Source organism: Sphingomonas panacis, from assembly GCF_001717955.1.
GTDB lineage: Bacteria > Pseudomonadota > Alphaproteobacteria > Sphingomonadales > Sphingomonadaceae > Sphingomonas > Sphingomonas panacis.
Map to the genome: position 1 here is coordinate 3,601,979 of NZ_CP014168.1, position 20,522 is coordinate 3,622,500.

Here is a 20,522-nt window from a genome sequence, read left to right on the forward strand (position 1 = left end):
CGTCTCGTCCTCGCGCTTAGAAACCGACCGTGACCCGGCCGTAATAATAGCCGCCGGTGAAGCCGTAGCCGCCGGTAGTGGGATATTGACTGGACCCGAGCGTCGCATTGAACGAGGCGGTGGTATAGTCGGGATAGACGTTGAACAGGTTGTTGCTGCCCACCGCGAGATTGATCTTCGGTGTCAGATCATAACCGACTTCGAGATCGGTGATCCACTTGGCGCTGAAGTGTCGGTCGTTAGCGGTCGGGTTGGCGCCAGCCACCAGATTGGCGATGCCGTCGAACTTGCCGTAGCGCACGACACGCGTGTTGACCGTGAACTTGCCGAGGGTGGTGAGGTTGCCGATGAACAGCTTGGTGCGCGGCAGATTGGTGGTCAGGTTCGATTGCGACAGGCGATCGAACAATACGAAGTTCGTACCCAGCGCGGCGAGCTGCGACGGGTTGGCTTTGATATGGGTGATGTCGGTCTGATTGTAATTGTAGCCGATGTTCCAAGACATCGTCGCGAAATTGGCGATCTTGTGGCGGTAGCTCGCGACCACGTCTATACCGCGCGTGCGGGTATCGATCGCGTTGGTGTAATATTGCGCGCTGATATCCGGCGACAGCCCGTTGGCGACGAGGATGTTCGATACTGCCGTGCCGGTTAGCGTGCTGGTGATCGCGATGCGGTCCTTCACCGAAACCTGATAGCCATCGACCGTGATGTTGAGGTTGTGGATCGGGTTCAGCACGAAGCCGGCGCTGAAGTTGGTCGAGGTCTCGGGCTTGAGGGGTGTCGCCCCGAGCGCGATCGCGGCAGGTGAACCGACCGGCAGCGTCTTGATCTGCAACAGGTTAAGCGTTCCGTCTGGCAAGTTGCGGAACTGACCGGTGGTGGACGCATAGATCTGCTGCGCGAGCGCCGGCGCACGGAAGCCCGAGCTGACCGCACCACGCAGCGCCAGCCAGGGGGTGATCGCTTGCCGGATGTTGGCCTTGCCGATCGCGGTGTCACCCGAGGCATCATCGTAATGCTCGAACCGGCCTGCCACGCCGATCGTCGTATTGGGTGTGGGATCGTAGGCGAGATCAACATAGGCGGCGATATTGTTGCGCTTCTTGCTGCCGGCGTCGGCGGGGGTGAACCCGGCCGCAGCCTGCGCGCCAGGTGCCGGACGGATCGTGCGCCCGTTGACGACATAGGTGTAGGTGCCCGCCTGATAGCTGGCGAGTTCCCCCGCCATCACCGCATAGGTTTCAAGCCGGTGCTGCAAGCCGCCCGACACCTGAAGGTTGCCGCCGCCAAGCGCGTAGCCCCTGGTGATATCGAGCGAATTGACCCATTCGGTCGATTTCAGTGTACCGACATAGACGTCGTGCGGGCTGGTCGGCCCGAGCGACGGATTGAGCGTATTGCTGCCATATTGGCCGGCGCGGTTGCTGCCATAGGTGCTGCTGAGATCCCAGTTCCAGCCCGATAGCGTGCCCTTCACGCCCAACGCGAACTCGAAATCCTCCTCGGAGATGTTGAGTCGCGGCCGGAAACCATCGGGATAGACGTTGGGCAGCGAGGCCGCGTTGTTCGGGTAGCGGAAGGTGAAGTCGAGCTGCGAGTTGCGCTGGCTGTAGGTGCCGAACGAATAGACCTGCACGCCACCGATGTCGTAACCGGCGTTGTAGCCGAGGTTCATCTGCCGGGTCGGGAACGCACCGTAATTCTTGGTGACGAGCCGATCCGCACTCGCCTCGCGCGGGTCGATCGCGGTGTCGCCGGCGCGGTAATAGAGGCAGGTCGATGCCGCCAGCGTCGTGCAGCCCGCGATCGGCACAGCGCGGTTCGAGGCCTGCTGCTTCTTGAGGTTGACAAAGACATCGGCGAAGCCGGCATCGCCGAGCTTCATGCCATAGCTCAGTTGCGCGAGGTAATTTTCGCCATCTGAACGATCCATGTTTTGACCCGCCGTGAAGCTCGCCGAGCCGCCGTTGGTGCCGTGTTTGAGGATGATGTTGATGACGCCAGCGATCGCGTCCGAGCCATATTGCGCGGCGGCACCATCGCGCAGCACTTCGATGTGATCCACCGCCGAGGTCGGGATCATGTCGAGATCGGCGGGGACCGAGCCATTGTAGAGCGAAGACACCGCGTTGATGAGCGACGTCTTGTGGCGGCGCTTGCCGTTGACGAGGATCAGCGTCTGATCCGGGTTGAGACCGCGCAAGCCCCCGGTGGAGATCACCGTCGACGTGCCGCCGCCCGCACGGGTCGGCACGTTGAAGGATGGCACCAGCGAGTTCAGCGCGGCGAGGACGCCGGGTTTGCCGGTTTTCTCCAGTTCGGTCGCGGAGATCACGTCGATCGGCGTCGGGCTCTTGGCGACGCTGCGCTGGATGCCGCGGCTGCCGGTGACGATGACGGTTTCGGGCTCGTCGATGGTCGCGTCGGCCGCCTCGGGCTGCTGACCAGGCGCCTGCGCCGCGATGGGCGCCGGCGCCGCCGCACGGCCACCCTCTACGTCAAGGCTGGCCTTGCGGATCGCGGTCGCCATGTTGGTATCGCCGGTCGCGGCGAGCGCGACGACGCCGTTGCCCGAGCGCGCGACCTTGAGGCCGGTCCCCTCGATCATCTGGCTGAGCGCGGCCTCAGGCGTCATGATGCCGCTGATCGTGTGCGTTCGCATATTGCGCACCCGATCGTAGGGAAACAGGATCTGCACGCCCGATTGCCTGGCGAAGACGCTCATTGCGCTCGCGACTGATTGCGCCGGGATGTCGAACGAGCGCGCGCTGACCTTGGTCGTTGCCTGAGCCGCGACCGGGTCCGCCACGATGGCGGTCGACGACAGGATGGCCGCGATGATGAGTGATCGATTGCGCCGCTTCATTATTGAGACCCCCCGAATTTGCTATGTTCGGGTTGCTATAACGGAGGGCACACGCACTTCTGCCAATGCGCATTTCAAATATATTGCACTGCATCGCAAATAGGTGCGGCGCGCAAAACGCTGGACATTCCATTCGCCAGCGGCAACCATGTTGCCTCGGAATACCGTTCGGGCGGTGCGAATCGCAGATCGAATACGGGCAATCGGGGGTTTGCGGTGGAGTCGGTCAGAAAGCGTCTGGATTGGTATAAAGCGACGATCCTGCCGCATCAGGCAGCGTTGCGCGAGCGCGTTCGCCGTATCCTGCCGCGGCGCGATGATCTCGACGATCTCGTATCCGAAGCGATGACGCGCGCGTTCGCCACCGTCGAGTTCGACCATATCGTGCATGGCCGCGCGTATCTCTTCCAGATCGCGCGCAACATGATCATTGACGAGGTTCGCCGCGACAAGATCGTGTCGTTGTCGCTCGTCGCCGATCTCGACCTGATCGCGATCGACAGCGGCGCCGAGGCGCGGCTACAGGCCCGCGACGAGTTGCGGCGGCTGGAAGCGATCATCGAAACTCTGCCGATTCAATGCCGTCGCGCATTTATTTTGCGACGCGTCCACGATAAATCGGTTCAGGAGATAGCAGACGAGATGGGTCTGTCCGTTTCGACCGTAGACAAGCATATCGGCCGCGCCGCGTTGAAGATCATGCAGGCCATCGGCCAATATGAGGATCTGGGTTTTGGATGGTCGATACAAAAACGCCGAGGAACGGCAAGCGATCGACCAGGAAGCAGCGCGTCGCTTTCTTGAGGCGCGCACGCTAGACACGCCCGATGCCTGGAATGCCGTTTACGCCTGGATCGCCGAAGACCCCGCGCGTGGCTTCGCATTCGCCCAAGCCGAATCTGCCTGGGAATTCGCCGAGCGGCTGACCGAGGTCGCGCCCTCGGTCGGGCCGGAGGAGATCGCCGGCCCGGCGGGCCGGTTCGAGGCGTTCTTCGATCGCCGCATGGTGGCGGGCATGGTCGCGGCGATGCTGATCGCGACCGCCGGGACAATCGGCTTGCAGAAATGGTCTGCGGTCGAACGCCTCCACACCGCCGTGGGCCAGGAGAAGAGCTATCGGCTCGACGACGGCAGCATCGTCCATCTCAACACCGACAGCACGGTCGAAGTCGCGATGCGCGACAAGGAACGGCTGGTCCATCTGCTCAAGGGCGAAGCGCGATTCGATGTCGCGCACAACACGCAACGCCCGTTCATCGTGCAGGCCGGTGATGCGACCGTGCGCGCGGTCGGCACCGCCTTCGCGGTGCGACTCCGCAACGATTTGACCGAACTGACCGTGATCGAAGGCAAGGTTGCGGTCCATGAAGGCGCCGCGCCGACGCAGATGGTCGGCGCGGGCACCGCCGCCGCGATCCGCAGCGGCACCGTCTCGATGACGGCGCTGCTGCCCGACCAGATCGCGCAGCGCACCGCCTGGCAGGAAGGGGTGATCCAGTTCGATGGCGAAACGCTCGCGCAGGCGGTCGAGGAGTTCAACCGCTATCGCACCGCGCCGCTGGTGATCGGCGATCCGCAGATCGCCTCGCTGCGGGTCGGCGGCACCTTCAAGGCCGGCAGTTCCGACCAGTTCGTGACCGCGCTGTCGCAGAGCTTCGACGTCCGCTCGGTGTCGGGCAAGGACAATTCGATCATCCTGCTGCCCGCCGAAAATCGCTCGCCGGATTCGGCGAGCGCTGGCAGAGATCGCTGACCCGTCCGTTTGGGAGCGCATGACAGTTTCATCCTCGGCCGATCCCGGCGCCGCCGCACCCTCGACATCCAGCCGCATCCGCTCGATCTTCGGCGGGTCAATGGGCAACCTCGTCGAATGGTACGATTGGTACGTCTATTCCGCCTTTACGCTCTATTTCGCGCCGGTGTTCTTTCCCGCCGATGACCGAACGGCGCAATTGCTCAACGCGGCGGCGATCTTCGCAGTCGGCTTCCTCATGCGGCCGCTCGGCGCGTGGCTGATGGGCATGTACGCCGACCGCCACGGCCGCAAAGCCGGGCTTACGCTGTCGGTGATGCTGATGGGCGGCGGATCGCTGCTGATCGCGGCGACCCCCGGCTATGCGACGATCGGCGCGGGCGCACCGGCGCTGCTGCTGCTCGCCCGGCTGTTGCAGGGTCTCTCGGTCGGTGGCGAATATGGCGCGAGCGCGACCTATCTCTCCGAGATGGCGCAACGCGAGCATCGCGGCTTCTTCTCCAGCTTCCAATATGTCACGCTGATCGCCGGGCAGTTGATCGCCTTGTGCGTGCTGCTGTTGCTTCAGACCGTGTTGCCCGACGCGGCGCTGGAGCAATGGGGCTGGCGCGTGCCGTTCGCGATCGGCGGGGTGCTGGCGATCAGCGTGTTCTATCTGCGCCGCGGTTTGCTCGAGACGCAGGACTTCAAAGCGGTCGCAGCCGACGCGAAGGCGCCGCGGTCGAGCGGACTCCAATTGTTCAGACATCACCCCAAGCAGGTGCTGATCGTGATGGCGCTCACCGCCGGCGGGACGCTCGCGTTCTATGCCTACTCGACCTACATGCAGAAGTTCCTCGTCAACTCGGTCGGCTTCGCGCGCGATACCGCGACCGGTATCATGGCGGCGGCGTTGTTCATCTACATGCTGTTGCAGCCCGTTGCCGGCTGGCTGTCGGATCGCGTCGGCCGCAAGCCCCTGCTCATCAGCTTCGGCGTTGCCGGCATGACGCTGACCGTGCCGATCTTCACCCGGCTGGAAACGGTTTCGACCTCGTTCGAGGCCTTCCTGCTCGTCCTCGGCGCGCTGGTGATCGTAACCGGCTACACCGCGATCAACGCGGTGGTGAAAGCCGAACTGTTCCCGGCGAACATCCGTACCCTGGGCGTGGCCCTGCCCTATGCACTGGCGAACACGATCTTCGGCGGCACGGCGGAATATGTCGCGCTGGCGTTCAAATCCGCAGGGCTGGAGCGCGGCTTCTACTGGTACGTCTCGGGCATGATCGCGATATCGTTAATCGTCTATCTGCGCATGAGCGAGACAAGCGAGATCGCACTGGATCGGCAGCTAAAGCGGGAGCGTAAGGCAGCGGCGCGGAAAGCTTCTGCTCGTGCGAGCGATCCGCCGAGACGTGGTTTCGAATAAATGGTATGAAAAGATGACCCATAAGTCGCCGTTCGGATTGCCCGGCGCGCTCCCCGATTCCGGTCATTCGTTGATGTGCTTGGCTTTCACACTTAGGGGCACATTCGGGGACGGCGAAGGGCGCGAAGTGGGACAAACACGCCATTCACGGGCCAGGGGGCGAAGGTCCGCTTCAGGCATGAGCTGACGTTCGAGAGTGCTCAACATCCTGCTCTCGGCCGAGCAGTCTTGGCCGATAGGCGACTATCCGGTTCCGATCCGTGAAGCTGAGATTGCTGCCATTCCTGTTACGGCTGTTCCCAACCAAACCATATCGTTGCCCGGTGTTGCTGCGGACGCCCGGTACCCTCAAGGGACAGTTGGGTAGCTTGCCTGCGGGCGCTTAAAAGGCGTACAAACTAGTAGCGTGCACCCTCAACATTCTGCATTGGGAGCGGTGAAGGGGGCAGCGTGGACAAGGTCGAAAAGCAAAAACTGAGTGAAAGCGATATTTGCGACATATTCATAACCCCTGCCATCAAGCAGGCCGGTTGGGATCAGTTCAAGCAAGTGCGGCGCGAAGTCACGCTAACCCCCGGCCCCGTGATCGTGCGGGGCAACCTTTCGTCTCGAAATAAGAAGAAAAAGAAGTTCGCGGACTATGTTTTATCGTGGCAGCCGGGATTGCCGCTCGCCATCGTCGAAGCGAAGGACAACAAACATGGTGTTAGCGATGGATTGCAGCAGGCGCTAGGCTACGCTGAAATTCTAGACCTTCCGAGCGCCTTTAGTTCCAACGGCGACGGCTTCGCGCAACACAATCGCGCCGCGCCCGATGGCGAGGATACAGAAACATCTTTCGGGATGGACGGCTTCCCGAACGCGGAAACTCTCTACGCGCGCTATTGCCAATTTCACGGCATTGAGCCTGAAGAAAAACCGTTGGTCGAGCAGCCCTACTATCTCGACAGCACAGGCAAGGAAGCGCGCTACTACCAAGTCGAAGCCATCAACCGCACAATCGAGGCAATCGCCAAGGGGCAGCGCCGGGTGCTGCTCGTCATGGCAACAGGCACGGGCAAGACTTACACGACGTTCCAGATCATCTGGCGTCTATGGAAGGCTGGACAGGCCAAGCGAATCCTGTTCCTCGCGGACCGCAATATCCTTGTGGACCAGACGTTGGTGAACGACTTCAAGCCGTTCGGCGAAGCCATGACCAAGGTGCGCAACCGCAAGATCGACCCCGCCTATGAGATTCATTTGGGGCTTTATCAGGCGCTGACCGGCCCTGAGGAATCCGACAAAATCTTCAAATCCGTGTCCCACGATTTTTTTGACCTGATCGTGATCGACGAATGCCACCGGGGCAGCGCCTCGGAGGACAGCGCGTGGCGGGAGATTCTCGACTATTTCAACGGCGCGATTCAGGTGGGCATGACTGCCACCCCGAAGGAAACCGCTTACGAGTCCAACATCACCTACTTTGGCGACCCGGTTTACACCTACAGCCTTAAGCAGGGCATCGAGGACGGTTTCCTCGCTCCTTACAAGGTCATCCGCATCGACATCGACAAGGACGTCCTTGGGTGGACGCCTCCAACGGGTATGGTTGATGATCTCGGCAATGCGGTGGAACAGCGCGAATACAACCGCGCCGATATGGACCGCATTCTTGTTCTTAATCAGCGGACCAAGCTCGTCGCCAAGCGGGTTATGCAATACCTTAACGCGACCGATCCGATGGCAAAGACCATCATTTTTTGCGAGGACATCGACCACGCCGAACGGATGCGAAAGGCCATCGTCAACGCGGCTGGCAAGATCGCCCGTGACAACTCCCGGTATGTCATGCGGATCACCGGCGACAGCGTCGAAGGCAAAGCCCAACTCGACAATTTTATCGACCCGGAACAGCCGTTTCCCGTTATCGCCACCACGTCGCAGTTATTGACCACCGGCGTCGATGCCAAAACCTGCAAGCTGATCGTTCTCGATCAGACGATTAAATCCATGACCATTTTCAAACAGATCATTGGCCGTGGGACGCGGATCGACGAAGATAACAACAAGTTCTTTTTCACCATCATGGATTTCAAAAAGGCGACTGAGCTGTTCCGCGATGACGCCTTCGACGGTGCGCCGGTCGTCATCTACGAACCCGACGATGACGATGATCCTGTCCCGCCGGACCCGGAAGAGCCGGGTGACGAAGACGATGATGACGACGACGATGATTCAGGCGGCAGGACCAAGCTTGTAGTGTCCGGTGTCACCGTGCGCATCATTGCCGAGCGGATTGAATATGTCGGCAGCGACGGGAAGCTGATTACCGAAAGCTATCGGGATTACGCGCGCAAGGCGATCATGTCGGAGTTCAGCTCACTGGATGATTTTATCCAGCGGTGGAACGACGCTGACCGCAAACAGGCGATCATCGACGAACTGGAGGAATACGGGGTTGTCCTCGCCAATCTCCAGGAGGCAGTCGGGCGCGACATCGGCGACTTCGATCTGCTGGCCCACATCGCCTACGATCAGCCGCCTTTGACCCGGCGCGAACGGGCGGAGCAGGTCAAGAAGCGCAACTACTTCACCAAGTATGGTGACAAGGCGCGCGCCGTGCTGGAGGCGCTTCTCGACAAATATGCGGACGAGGGCATCTCCACCATTGAGGATTCGAAGGTGTTGCGGCTCAAGCCCTTCGACGGCATCGGCACCCCGCTGGAAATCATCAAGGGTGCGTTCGGCGGCAAGGCCGGATACGAAGCCGCCCTCAGTGAGCTAGAACACCAGATTTACGATCAGGCAGGCAACGAATGAGTTTCGGCGAATGAGCAACGTTTCCGGCGCGGTCAAATCGATTCAGGACATCATGCGCAAGGACGTTGGTGTCGATGGCGACGCGCAGCGCATCAGCCAGATGGTCTGGATGATTTTCCTCAAAATCTACGACGACCGCGAGGAAGAGCTGGAACTAACCGAGGACGGTTTCACCTCCCCTATCCCCGATCGATTTCGCTGGCGCAATTGGGCGCAGGACCGCGAAGGCATCACCGGCGATGCGCTGGTTAAGTTCGTGGAAGAGCTGTTCGTCACCCTCAAAACCCAGCTTCCCACCATCGGCGATGTGGGCAAGCGCGCGCAGGTCATCCGCGATGTGTTCGAGGATACTTACAACTACATGAAATCCGGCACGTTGATGCGGCAGGTGGTCAACAAAATCAACGGAATCGACTTCAACAGCACCCATGACCGCCACACCTTCGGCGCGATCTATGAGCAGATTCTGAAAGACCTTCAGAGCGCGGGCAACGCGGGCGAGTTTTACACCCCTCGCGCCCTAACCAAGTTCATCATCGACCGGCTGGCACCCCAGCTTGGCGAGGTGGTGTTCGATCCCGCCTGCGGCACAGGCGGCTTTCTTGCCTGCACCATCGACTACAAGCGGCAGTTCGTGAAATCGCCGGACGATGAGGTGTTGCTGCAATCGACCATCCGTGGCGTCGAGAAAAAGGCGCTACCGCATATGCTGTGCGTCACCAACATGATCCTGCACGGCATCGACACCCCATCCAGCATCATCCACGGCAACACGCTCGAAAAGCCCTATCGCGACTATGGCGAGCGCGACCGCGTGCCCGTGATCGCCACCAACCCGCCCTTTGGCGGCATGGAGCAGGACGGCATCGAGGGGAATTTCCCCTCCAATCTTCGCACCCGCGAAACCGCCGATTTGTTCATGGCGCTGATTATCAAGCTGTTGAAGCACGGTGGCCGCGCGGCGGTGGTGCTGCCCGATGGCTTCTTCTTTGGTGAAGGCGTCAAGAACACGCTCAAGCAGAGCCTGATTGAGGAGTGCAATTTGCACACCATCGTCCGCCTGCCCAATGGCGTGTTCAACCCCTACACGGGCATCAAGACCAATATCCTGTTCTTCACCAAGGGCACCCCGACCAAACAGACGTGGTTCTACGAACACCCCTATCCGCCGGGTGTCACCAGCTACAACAAGACCCGGCCGATGCAGTTCGAGGAGTTTCAACCCGAACGCGAATGGTGGGGCGATGAGGCGAATGGCTTCAAGCATCGCCGCGAAACCGAACAGGCGTGGAAGATCAGCGCAGAGGATGTGGCCGCACGCGGCTATAATCTGGACCTCAAGAACCCGCACATCGCAGACCGGGAAAGCCATGACCCCGATGAGTTGCTGGCGCGCTATGCGGCGCAGCAGGCGGGCATCCAGTCGCTTCGTGACCAGTTGAAGGCCATCTTGTCCGATGCGCTGGCGGGCGACGCATGACAGTCGATATTGCGTCGCTGGTCAGCGACAATCTGGATATTTGGACGACGGCGGTTGAGCGCAAATCTGGTGCTGGGCGAGGTGGGGGCAAGCGCGTCAGCCTCTATGGCATTGGTCGGTTGCGGGCGCTAATCCTTGATCTTGCTGTGCGCGGAAAGTTGGTAGGGCAAGATGATTCAGATGAGCCTGCGTCGAAACTGATTCAAAAAATATCTCAAAGCGCCGCCGCGAAATCATCCAAGCGTGACGCGGCACAAAGCGAAGTAGGCCCGTTTTTACTTCCCGACTCTTGGGCCTGGGTCAAACTCGGCTCCATATGTGATCTTCCGTATGGGAAAAACCTACCGACCAAGTGCTTACTTGATCACGGCTATCCCGTTTTCGGTGCGAATGGAGTGATCGGCCGATTCTCCGAATTTCATTATTCCGAACCGAAGTTACTTATTTCTTGTCGTGGAGCATACAGTGGGAAGCCAAATATCAGTCCACCTGAATGCTACATCACAAATAATTCAATAATTTGTGATTTTTACAGGGATGATTTAACAAATTTACGATGCTACTATTACTTCCTCTCCGGAATGAACAAATCATCAATGGTTTCTGGTTCTGCGCAGCCCCAAGTAACTGTCGCAAATGCTGCTCCTTTTTTGATCCCGCTTCCACCATTTGCTGAACAGCAGCGCATCGTAGCCAAGGTCGATGAACTCATGGCTCTGTGCGATGCGTTGGAGGCGGAGAGCGCGGCGGCGATGGCCGCCCATCAGGCGCTGGTCGAAGCCCTGCTCGCCACACTGTCCGCCAGCACCGACGCCGCCGACCTCGCCACCAATTGGGCGCGGCTGGAGGCCCATTTCGACACCCTTTTCACCACCGAATCCAGCGTCAATGCTTTGAAGCAGACGGTTCTCGAACTTGCCGTGCGTGGCAAGTTGGTGCCGCAAGTGGCGACCGATGAACCGGCAGCGGCGATGTTGAAGGCCGTCAAAAAGTCTGGCGTGGACCGTGGCGCAAAGCAGAAACCACATTCTACCATCGCCGATGCCGACCATCCCTTCAACTTGCCGAAAGGTTGGTGCTGGGAGCGCTTCGATAACTTGATTGAACCTAAATTTCCAATTGCATACGGCGTCCTTGTTCCAGGAGCAGATCAGCCAGATGGCATCCCATTTGTTCGGATTGCTGACCTGTCGATTACTGATCCGGCTCCACTGCCAGAAAAGTCGATTAGCGCCGAAGTAGATGCCCAATTTCCCCGCACTCGTCTTCGAGGCGGAGAGATTTTAATGGGCGTTGTTGGTAGTATCGGAAAGCTTGGCGTGGCGCCCGCAAGTTGGGCGGGCGCAAACATAGCCCGAGCGATCTGCCGCATTGTTCCATCACCACTGATGGACCGGTCATATGTTCTGTGGCTGCTGCAAAGCGATTTCATGCAAAGCAGCTTCACTGGCGACACACGAACTCTTGCACAGCCCACGCTCAATATCGGCTTGATTCGCCTAGCTGCAACACCCGTGCCTCCGGCGGCCGAACAGAAACGCATTGTTGCCAAGGTGGATGAACTCATGGCGCTGTGCGACGCCCTGAACGCCAGCATCACCGACGCCGCCTCAACCCAAAAATACCTCACCGACGCTATTACGGAACGGTCGGTGGCTTAGGGCAATGGCGACCGCTCCCACAGCCCCTAAAATCTGGTGCGATGAAGATGGTCATCGCAAGTATGAGGATTTCGCCGACTTCAACGAATGGTTCGATAGCCCAGAGGGCGCTCAGCTACGCGTGCAAGCGCTGGTCGAAGGTCTGGCCAATCCCAGCAAAGCGTTCTTCGCAGGTGACCGGGGGGCCTATACTGCGACTCTCGAAGGGTTCCGGCTCGACCGTCGCAACGAATGGCTGAGCGCCGATGCCCTCCAAGAGCTTCGCGGCGATACCCATTGGTCGGAGCGGAACGCGGCGCGGTTCGACCAACTCTGCGATCGGATGGCATCGGGCGACGTTGTGCCCTTCGTCGGCGCAGGCCTGTCCGCGCCGGGTGGCTTTCCGACATGGAAGGATCATCTGCGCCAGCAAGGAAAGACGGCAGGCATGGCCCCTGCCGCTGTCGAAGACCTGCTAGCCCAAGGTCTCTATGAAGAGATCGTCGATCAGATCGAACAGCAGCGCGGCGATGACGTCTTTGCACAGGAACTGCGTGACGCTTTCGCCAAAAATGGCATCATCCCTCCAGCCGACTATCTGGTGGCTGAGCTGTTTCCGGATACCCTGATAACCACCAACTATGATCGCCTGATCGAACAATCGTTCGATTTGGGCGGCGGCAAGGCGGTGGAAGTGCTGACCCCCGCTACGATCTCCCAACTGCCCGACGCCGATAAAGTAACGGTCATCAAACTGCACGGCAATGTCGGTGCCCCCGGTGGGTGCATCCTGAGCAAGGGGCAATATGACGCCGCCTATGGCGCAGACGCCATCGACCTTGCCCTGCCGATCCCGCAGGCGCTCGACTACTACTTCCGCAACAGTAGCCTGTTGTTTCTCGGCTGCGGCCTCAATCAGGACCGAACCGTCCGCGTGTTCGAGGCGATCAAGATCAAGGCAAGGGCAGACAGCGCGGACCTGCCGCAGCACTTTTCCATTGAGCAATGCCCCGGCGACGAAACAGCACTGATCGCCCGCAACGAATACCTGCTGCGTATTGGCGTGACGCCGATCTGGTTCCCGGCGGACGAGTTTGATTTCGTCGAAGGTATCCTGCGGCTGGCGCGCAACGAACTAAAGCATCGTCGGATCTGAAGGCCGAATTCAGGTAACTGCTCACCTGGTTGGTGAGTGTTGTGGTGCTCAGGCGACGGCGAAGGTGCCGTCGACGAGGTCGCGGATGGCGCCGAGGGCAGATTGTCCTGTGAGCCGCGCAGTTCCGGTGACGGAGCGATATCCGGCGTGGATCTGGGCACCCCAGTCGGACCGGAAGCCGTTGGTGACCTTTCGGAACACGACGGAGGGTCGGATTTCGCGTTCCGAGATGTTGTTGGTGGCGGGCACATCGCGGTTGGTGAGGAACACGAAGAACTTCGTCCTCCAGGCCTTGATCTGCCTGAGCAGGATCTTGCCAGCGGGATGGACGACCGGTGCGCGCATCAGTTGAGAAGTTTCGTGTCGGCCTTGGCGGCGTAGCTTGCCAGGGTGGAGGACTTGAGCTCGTGTCGTCGCTTGCCGACCCGGATCGCCCACCTGAGGTGATCGCGGATTTTCGGGGCGAAGATCGTGTCGCCACAGTCGATGGCATATTGGACGTCGCGCAGCACATGAGCGAGGCAGACCTGATGCGCCTTGCCCAGTTCCTGCTGCCCGGCATAGCGATCTGACACCCACACGTCGGGCTGGTGATCGCCGAGTACCTCCTCGGCAACGCTGCGGGCCCGGCGTGGGGCGATCTTGTGCAGGACCGCCTTGTCCGAGATGAACACCCATTGCCACTGGGTGATGCCATTGGTCCGGGTCGTTGTCTCATCCGAAGCGATGATCCGGGCTGAGAGCAGCTTGTCGCCGATCGCCTTGGTGGCAGCTGCCATGTCCTGGCCCATGCGCCGGAAGATATTGGCAATGGCGCCCTCGGAAATGACAAGCCCGAACAGTTCGGCGGCGATCCGCGACAGCCGCTCGAAGCTGACATGATGGCTATGGTGCAGATAGGTCAGCAGCGACCGGATCCCCGGGCCAAATGGCGTGCCAGGCGCCATGCCTGCCGGCGCTTCGGCGCGGTAGCGTCGGCCGCAGCCCCGGCAGCGACCACCGAAAAGCTCCACCCGGGTCACGATCGGCGCGATCGGCGGCAGATCGAAATGGTCGTAGCGATGCCGGCAACGCTGGGCCCCGTCCGACACATCGGTCCCGCAATGACCACAGGCATCGGCCATGACGCGCTCGGTTTTGTCCGGCGTATCCGCCAAAGGCCGCGACTTCCCCTCGCGTGGCGGGCGCTTGCCTGACGACGCCTTGCGCCGCCCCTTGCCACGGCCAAACCCATCCTTCGACGGCGGAATATGCGAATTGTTCGACGTCTTGCGCGGCCTGCCCACCAGCGCCTCAAGCTCGGAAATCCGCGCCGCCATCCGCTCGATCATCTCGTGCTGCGCAAGCAGCAGTTCGTTCTTCTCGCCTTCGGTCAGAACATGAAGCGGGGGTGGCGCCATCCGAAGCTTGAATCACCCACCGCCGCTCCGCGCAAGCCCCTTTGGCCAACCACCTGAGCAGTTACGAATTCAGAGCGCATGGTGACAGCGTATAAACGACCGTGGCATAGCTGAGCAGGCTCAAGGCACGGAAAAACTAATCATCATAACGAGCTCCATCCAGTTGCAAACGCGATGATTGTTGAAGCCCATTGATAAAATCATTTTATACTGGGAAGAACTGTCCCCTTTCCAACCCGAGCGGCGACTTTGGGGAGGTCAAATTGATCTTGTGAGCGGCGACAAATGGCGTACAGCTTGTCCGGCTGGTGGATTTCACGCGATTGACAGGCTTCGGCGTGAGCCGACATTCAATCCTCGACCGGGGACTGGCTTGAGCTGGTCGGCTGCTGCCAGCCTATGTGGGCACTGCTGCCAGTCTGCTCATGGAGCGGGAATGACAGGTTGCGGCGAACCCGACGTTATTGAGCCGCGTAGCGCCTAACAGCACCCTTCGGGCGGCGGGGCATCAGGCGCATTATCGCGGCCATGAGGACCAGCAAAACCCGCCACCAGTTCTACCTGCCCGACGACCTGTCGGCGAAGCTGGACGCGCTGTCGGCGAAGCCGGGCAACTCGAAAACCGCGATCCTGAGCGACGCCTTGCGCGCATGGTTCGACCGCAAGGCCGTGAACGAACTCGACGATCGCTTTGCGCCGCGACTGGACCGCCTGCAACGCCTTCAGCAGCGCAGCGATACGACGCTCAACATCATGGCTGAGGTGTTCGATTTCTTCGTCCAGCATCAGATGACAATGCTTGCCCACCAACCGGCGTTCGATCCGGAGACAGCGCAGTTGGGGCTGCGGCGCTACCGCGCATTCATGGATCAGGTTGGGCGGCGGCTGGCCGCCAATCAGGGTAAGACGCGCCTGATCTCGGCAGTCAGCGGACCGGAGGAACCGTCATGAGATCGGATTCCCGTGACCCTGCGGCGGGCAATGGCGCACGCCTGCCTTCCCCTGCCCCTTCTCCGGCGTCGCCACCCGTATCCCGCATCGCGCGGTTGCTCGGCAGACAGATCGCCCGAGACCTCCACGACGGCGATGACCAAAATAAAAATAGAGGGTAAAACGGCTCTGTGTCGTCAACCGGGGTGACCTTGTTTGGAGACGAGCCATGACCCGCGTTGCCCTGTACGCCCGCTATTCGTCGGATCAGCAGAGTGCGTCGTCGATCGACGACCAGCTTCGGATTTGCCGCGATCAGGCGGCCCGCGATAACTGGCGGGTGGTCGGCACCTATAAGGACGCCGCGATCTCGGGCTCGAGCATCACGTTGCGTCCAGGCATCCAGCAGTTGCTACAGGATGCACAGGCCGGTCGCTTCGACGTCATCCTCGCCGAGGCGCTCGACCGGGTCAGCCGCGATCAGGCCGATGTCGCGACACTCTACAAGCATCTCCAGTTCATCGGCGTCGCTTTGGTCACGCTCGCCGAAGGCGAGATCAGCGAGCTTCACGTCGGCCTCAAGGGCACGATGAACGCGCTGTTCCTGAAGGACCTCGCCAAGAAGACCCATCGCGGCATGCGCGGCCGGATCGAGAAGGGCAAAGCCGGTGGCGGCCTGTGCTACGGCTATGATGTCATGAAGCGCCTCGACGGCGACGGCGAACCGATCCGCGGCGAGCGCAGCATCAATGAGCCGCAGGCCGAGATCGTGCGCCGCGTGTTCCGCGAATTCGGCAACGGGGTCAGCCCGCAGATGATCGCGCGCCGTCTCAACGCGGAAGGCATTCCCGGTCCGGAAGGCCAATTGTGGACCGATGGCACGCTGCGCGGTCACGTCAAACGTGGGACCGGCTTCCTCAACAACGAGCTGTATGTCGGCCGCCTCGTCTGGAACCGGCAGCGCTATGTGAAGGATCCGCGCACCGGCAAGCGCGTCAGCCGGATCAATCCGGTCGAAGAATGGATCATCACCGAAGTGCCCGAGCTGCGCATCCTCGACGACGCGCTATGGGACGCCGCCAAGACACGCCAGGCAAGCATCGCCATCCAATATGCCGGGCCGATCGAGGCCACTCGCAAGGCGATCAGCCTGCGCAACACCGTTCGACCAAAATCGCTGCTATCCGGCCTGCTCCACTGCGGTGTGTGTGGTGGGCCGTACACGCTACGCGGTCAGGGCCGGTTCGCGTGCTCCACCCACAACGATACCCGCGCCTGTGGCAACGGCCACACCATCACGCGCGTATCGGTGGAGGAGCGCGTCGTCGCCGGCCTGAAGGATCGACTGATGGCGCCCGACATGGTCGGCGAAGCCATCCGTGGCTATGTCGACGAGACCAATCGCCTGAACTATGAGCGGCGCGCGGCGCAGGGCGCAGCGGTGGCTGCGCTCGCGAAGATTGACCGAGCGAAGGCAGACATTGTCGCAGCGATCGAAGACGGCCGGTTCAGCAAGACGCTGATGGACCGGTTGCTCGACCTTGAAGCGAACGAAGAGGTCTTGAGGGCCACGATGGCCGAGGTGCCGGCGGACACGCCCGACATCCATCCAAACATCGCCAATATCTACGCAAAAAAGGTCGAGCGGCTGGCCGACGCTCTGAACCGCCCGCAAGACCGCGACGAAGCGGCGGAAGCGATCCGCTCGCTGATCAAGCGCGTGACGCTGACGCCTGGCGCAAAACGCGGCGAGATCAACATCACGCTGCACGGCGAGTTCGGGGCGATCCTCCAATGGCTGGGCGCCGGCGGAAGCCGTAAAAACGACGACAGCCCCACAGCGGGAGCTGCGGGGTTGGGAGTGTCGTCGAAACTGGTTGCGGGGACAGGATTTGAACCTGTGACCTTCAGGTTATGAGCCTGACGAGCTACCGGGCTGCTCCACCCCGCGCCAAGGTGTCCCCGCTGTTGGGCGGGGTATGAGACATGTGAATGGGTTCTGATCCGATTTTGAGCTTGCGCACAGGCTTCAATGCCTGGCGACGACCTACTCTTCCATCGCTTAAGCGATAGTACCATTGGCGCAGTCTGGTTTCACGGCCGAGTTCGGGATGGGATCGGGTGGGGCACAGACGCTATAGCCACCAGGCAATGGAGCCGGTGCGCAAGCTGTGATCGGGTTTAAAATCGTGCACGTGCTGTGAAGGTATGTTTGTATCAGGCGTTGCAAATGATCATCCGCGCGTCTTTGACACATGCTGGTCACCGGGCACCCATCAAAGTGATACTTTGATGGGACCCGCCCAGGATTGTCATTGATGGCGGGACTCTCAAGCGCGAATAGAGCAATTAGTATCGGTTAGCTCCATGCGTTACCGCACTTCTACATCCGATCTATCAACGTGATGGTCTTTCACGGCTCTATGAAATCTTATCTCGAGGGAGGCTTCCCGCTTAGATGCTTTCAGCGGTTATCCCGTCCATACATAGCTACCCTGCTGCGCTCCTGGCGGAACGACAGGTACACCAGAGGTATGTTCAACCCGGTCCTCTCGTACTAGGGTCAACTCCTCTCAAATTTCGACGCCCACGGCAGATAGGGACCAAACTGTCTCGCGACGTTCTGAACCCAGCTCACGTACCACTTTAATTGGCGAACAGCCAAACCCTTGGGACCTGCTCCAGCCCCAGGATGTGATGAGCCGACATCGAGGTGCCAAACAACCCCGTCGATATGAGCTCTTGGGGGTTATCAGCCTGTTATCCCCGGCGTACCTTTTATCCGTTGAGCGATGGCCCTTCCACGAGGGACCACCGGATCACTATGACCGACTTTCGTCTCTGCTCGACTTGTCAGTCTCGCAGTCAGGCGGGCTTATGCCATTGCACTCTAACAGACGGTTTCCAACCGTCCTGAGCCCACCATCGCGCGCCTCCGTTACTCTTTAGGAGGCGACCGCCCCAGTCAAACTACCCGCCACAGAGGGTCCCTGATCCAGTTTCATGGATCGAGGTTAGACATCAGAAAACAACAGGGTGGTATTTCACCTATGGCTCCACATCAGCTGGCGCCGATGCTTCAAAGCCTCCCACCTATGCTACACAGTTCTTTCCTAATGCCACTCTGAAGCTGCAGTAAAGGTGCACGGGGTCTTTCCGTCTAACCGCGGGAACCCCGCATCTTCACGGGGAATTCAATTTCGCTGAGCATGTCCTGGAGACAGTGGGGAAGTCGTTACGCCATTCGTGCAGGTCGGAACTTACCCGACAAGGAATTTCGCTACCTTAGGACCGTTATAGTTACGGCCGCCGTTTACCTGGGCTTCATTTCAGAGCTTGCACTCCTCCACTTAACCTTCAGGCACCGGGCAGGCGTCAGGCCCTATACGTCGTCTTGAAGCCGACTTAGCAGAGCCCTGTGTTTTTGCTAAACAGTCGCTACCCCCTGGCCTGTGCCCCCTCATAATGCTTGCGCAATGTGAGGGCCTCCTTCTTCCGAAGGTACGGAGGCAATTTGCCGAGTTCCTTCAGGACACTTCTCTCAAGCGCCTTGGTATACTCTACCTGACCACCTGTGTCGGTTTCGGGTACGGTCTATACGGTGGGGCTATTTCCTGGAACCTCTTCGAAGCCCTCCCAATCCAATAAGGGAGAACAACACACGAGATCCGTCACACACCACCAGGCCCACGAATATTAACGTGGTTCCCATCGACTACCCCCTTCGGGCTCGTCTTAGGGGCCGGCTCACCCTGCGCGGATTAGCCTTGCGCAGGAACCCTTGGTCTTTCGGCGAGAGGGCATCTCACCCTCTTTATCGCTACTCATGTCTGCATTCGCACTTCCGATACCTCCACGGCCCATTACCAGACCGCTTCACAGGCGTACGGAACGCTCCGCTACCGCGTGGATAAATCCACACCCTAAGCTTCGGTGCATCACTTTAGCCCCGTTACATCTTCGCCGCAGAACCTCTTGTTTAGACCAGTGAGCTGTTACGCTTTCTTTAAAGGATGGCTGCTTCTAAGCCAACCTCCTGGTTGTTTTGGAAGTTCCACATGCTTTCCCACTTAGTGATGACTTGGGGACCTTAGCTGTAGGTCAGGGCTGTTTCCCTTTTGACGACGGACCTTAGCACCCGCCGTCTGTCTCCCGGATATCACTCCTAGGTATTCGGAGTTTGGTTAGAGTTGGTAGGTCTCGCGACCCCCGCATCCATCCAGTGCTCTACCCCCTAGGGTGTCCATCCGAGGCACTACCTCAATAGTTTTCGCGGAGAACCAGCTATTTCCCGGCTTGATTGGCCTTTCACCCCTAAACACAACTCATCCGGTAACTTTTCAACGTTAATCGGTTCGGACCTCCAGTGCGTGTTACCGCACCTTCATCCTGGTCATGCCTAGATCGCCGGGTTTCGGGTCTAATACACCAAACTCTGTCGCCCTATTCAGACTCGCTTTCGCTGCGCCTACACCTAACGGCTTAAGCTTGCTTGGTACATTAAGTCACAGACCCATTATGCAAGAGGTACGCTGTCAGGGCTCAAGACCCCTCCAACTGCTTGTAGGCAATCCGTTTCAGGTACTGTTTCACTCCCCTCATCGGGGTGCTTTTCACCTTTCCCTCACGGTACTAGTTCACTATCGGTCGCATACGAGTATTTAGGCTTAGAGGGTGGTCCCCCTATGTTCAGACAGGATTACACGTGTCCCGCCCTACTCATGTCCCGATATCTCACTTTCGCATACGGGGCTGTCACCCGCTATGGCCACTCTTTCCAAAGTGTTCTGCTAGTTGAATATCAGGCACTGGCCTGGTCCGCGTTCGCTCGCCACTACTAACGGAATCTCGGTTGATGTCTTTTCCTCCAGCTACTGAGATGTTTCAGTTCGCCGGGTTCGCTTCACGAAACCTATGTATTCAGTCTCATGATACCGCACTCCATTTAGCCCAACTGCGATTTGCATCGCAGCAGAGTTAAACGGGATGGGTGGGTTTCCCCATTCGGAAATCTGCGGGTCAAAGGTTGCTCACACCTCACCGCAGCTTATCGCAGCGTGCCACGTCCTTCATCGCCTGTATGC

Annotated in this window: 10 protein-coding genes, 1 tRNA gene, 2 rRNA genes and 1 pseudogene (1 of these 14 cut by a window edge); 9 read left to right on the forward strand and 5 right to left on the reverse strand. The window is 59.8% G+C overall.

What is annotated here, in order from left to right:
• Positions 1–16: 16 nt before the first annotated feature.
• Positions 17–2,869 carry a TonB-dependent receptor gene (locus J0A91_RS16405; protein ID WP_069205799.1) on the reverse strand — a complete coding sequence of 951 codons (2,853 nt, stop codon included), beginning with the start codon at positions 2,867–2,869 and terminating at the stop codon, positions 17–19.
• 18 nt (positions 2,870–2,887) lie between these two features.
• On the opposite strand from J0A91_RS16405, the gene J0A91_RS16410 reads away from it, so the two are divergent.
• From J0A91_RS16410 to J0A91_RS16440, 7 genes are all read left to right on the forward strand, one after another.
• Positions 2,888–3,673, forward strand: coding sequence for a sigma-70 family RNA polymerase sigma factor (locus J0A91_RS16410; RefSeq protein ID WP_240502047.1), 786 nt, complete (start codon positions 2,888–2,890; stop codon positions 3,671–3,673).
• On the forward strand, positions 3,603–4,622 hold the full coding sequence (locus J0A91_RS16415; RefSeq protein WP_240502048.1) for a FecR family protein: 1,020 nt from the start codon (positions 3,603–3,605) through the stop codon (positions 4,620–4,622). Before J0A91_RS16410 ends, J0A91_RS16415 begins: the two co-directional genes overlap by 71 nt.
• Positions 4,623–4,641: 19 nt before the next feature.
• Positions 4,642–6,030 (forward strand): MFS transporter, encoded by a 1,389-nt coding sequence (locus J0A91_RS16420; RefSeq protein WP_083224729.1) that lies wholly within the window; start codon positions 4,642–4,644, stop codon positions 6,028–6,030.
• 450 nt (positions 6,031–6,480) lie between these two features.
• Entirely contained in the window at positions 6,481–8,832 is a 2,352-nt protein-coding gene (gene hsdR / locus J0A91_RS16425; RefSeq protein WP_069205802.1) for an EcoAI/FtnUII family type I restriction enzme subunit R, read from the forward strand.
• A gap of 10 nt (positions 8,833–8,842) precedes the next feature.
• Complete coding sequence (locus J0A91_RS16430) at positions 8,843–10,312, forward strand: type I restriction-modification system subunit M (protein ID WP_069205803.1); 1,470 nt, start codon at positions 8,843–8,845, stop codon at positions 10,310–10,312.
• A complete protein-coding gene (locus J0A91_RS16435) occupies positions 10,309–11,973 on the forward strand; it encodes a restriction endonuclease subunit S (protein WP_083224730.1) in 1,665 nt (554 codons plus the stop codon). Before J0A91_RS16430 ends, J0A91_RS16435 begins: the two co-directional genes overlap by 4 nt.
• A 4-nt stretch (positions 11,974–11,977) precedes the next feature.
• Positions 11,978–13,108 carry an SIR2 family NAD-dependent protein deacylase gene (locus J0A91_RS16440; RefSeq protein ID WP_069205805.1) on the forward strand — a complete coding sequence of 377 codons (1,131 nt, stop codon included), beginning with the start codon at positions 11,978–11,980 and terminating at the stop codon, positions 13,106–13,108.
• A 48-nt stretch (positions 13,109–13,156) separates the two neighbouring features.
• On the opposite strand, the pseudogene tnpC reads toward J0A91_RS16440, so the two are convergent.
• Positions 13,157–14,508: pseudogene (gene tnpC, locus J0A91_RS16445) on the reverse strand (IS66 family transposase).
• A gap of 528 nt (positions 14,509–15,036) precedes the next feature.
• On the opposite strand from tnpC, the gene J0A91_RS16450 reads away from it, so the two are divergent.
• Positions 15,037–15,459, forward strand: a complete 423-nt coding sequence (locus J0A91_RS16450; RefSeq protein ID WP_069205806.1) for a ribbon-helix-helix domain-containing protein — start codon at positions 15,037–15,039, stop codon at positions 15,457–15,459.
• A 208-nt stretch (positions 15,460–15,667) separates the two neighbouring features.
• Positions 15,668–17,356, forward strand: coding sequence for a recombinase family protein (locus tag J0A91_RS16455; protein ID WP_083224971.1), 1,689 nt, complete (start codon positions 15,668–15,670; stop codon positions 17,354–17,356).
• Here the strand turns inward: J0A91_RS16455 and J0A91_RS16460 are convergent.
• The 3 genes from J0A91_RS16460 to J0A91_RS16470 form a co-directional block, all read right to left on the reverse strand.
• Positions 17,313–17,389: transfer RNA gene (locus tag J0A91_RS16460), tRNA-Met, on the reverse strand. The two genes, J0A91_RS16455 and J0A91_RS16460, sit on opposite strands and share 44 nt — an antisense overlap.
• A gap of 83 nt (positions 17,390–17,472) precedes the next feature.
• Positions 17,473–17,587, reverse strand: a 5S ribosomal RNA gene (gene rrf, locus J0A91_RS16465).
• A 180-nt stretch (positions 17,588–17,767) separates the two neighbouring features.
• Positions 17,768–20,522, reverse strand: a 23S ribosomal RNA gene (locus tag J0A91_RS16470) (it continues 37 nt past the right edge of the window).

Excerpts from the sequence above, each read along its gene's own strand:
- J0A91_RS16450 (WP_069205806.1), top strand. The coding sequence starts at position 15,037 with ATGAGGACCAGCAAAACCCGCCACCAGTTCTACCTGCCCGACGACCTG.
- J0A91_RS16455 (WP_083224971.1), top strand. The coding sequence starts at position 15,668 with ATGACCCGCGTTGCCCTGTACGCCCGCTATTCGTCGGATCAGCAGAGT.
- J0A91_RS16430 (WP_069205803.1), top strand. The coding sequence starts at position 8,843 with ATGAGCAACGTTTCCGGCGCGGTCAAATCGATTCAGGACATCATGCGC.
- J0A91_RS16435 (WP_083224730.1), top strand. The coding sequence starts at position 10,309 with ATGACAGTCGATATTGCGTCGCTGGTCAGCGACAATCTGGATATTTGG.
- J0A91_RS16440 (WP_069205805.1), top strand. The coding sequence starts at position 11,978 with ATGGCGACCGCTCCCACAGCCCCTAAAATCTGGTGCGATGAAGATGGT.
- J0A91_RS16405 (WP_069205799.1), bottom strand. The coding sequence starts at position 2,869 with ATGAAGCGGCGCAATCGATCACTCATCATCGCGGCCATCCTGTCGTCG.
- J0A91_RS16420 (WP_083224729.1), top strand. The coding sequence starts at position 4,642 with ATGACAGTTTCATCCTCGGCCGATCCCGGCGCCGCCGCACCCTCGACA.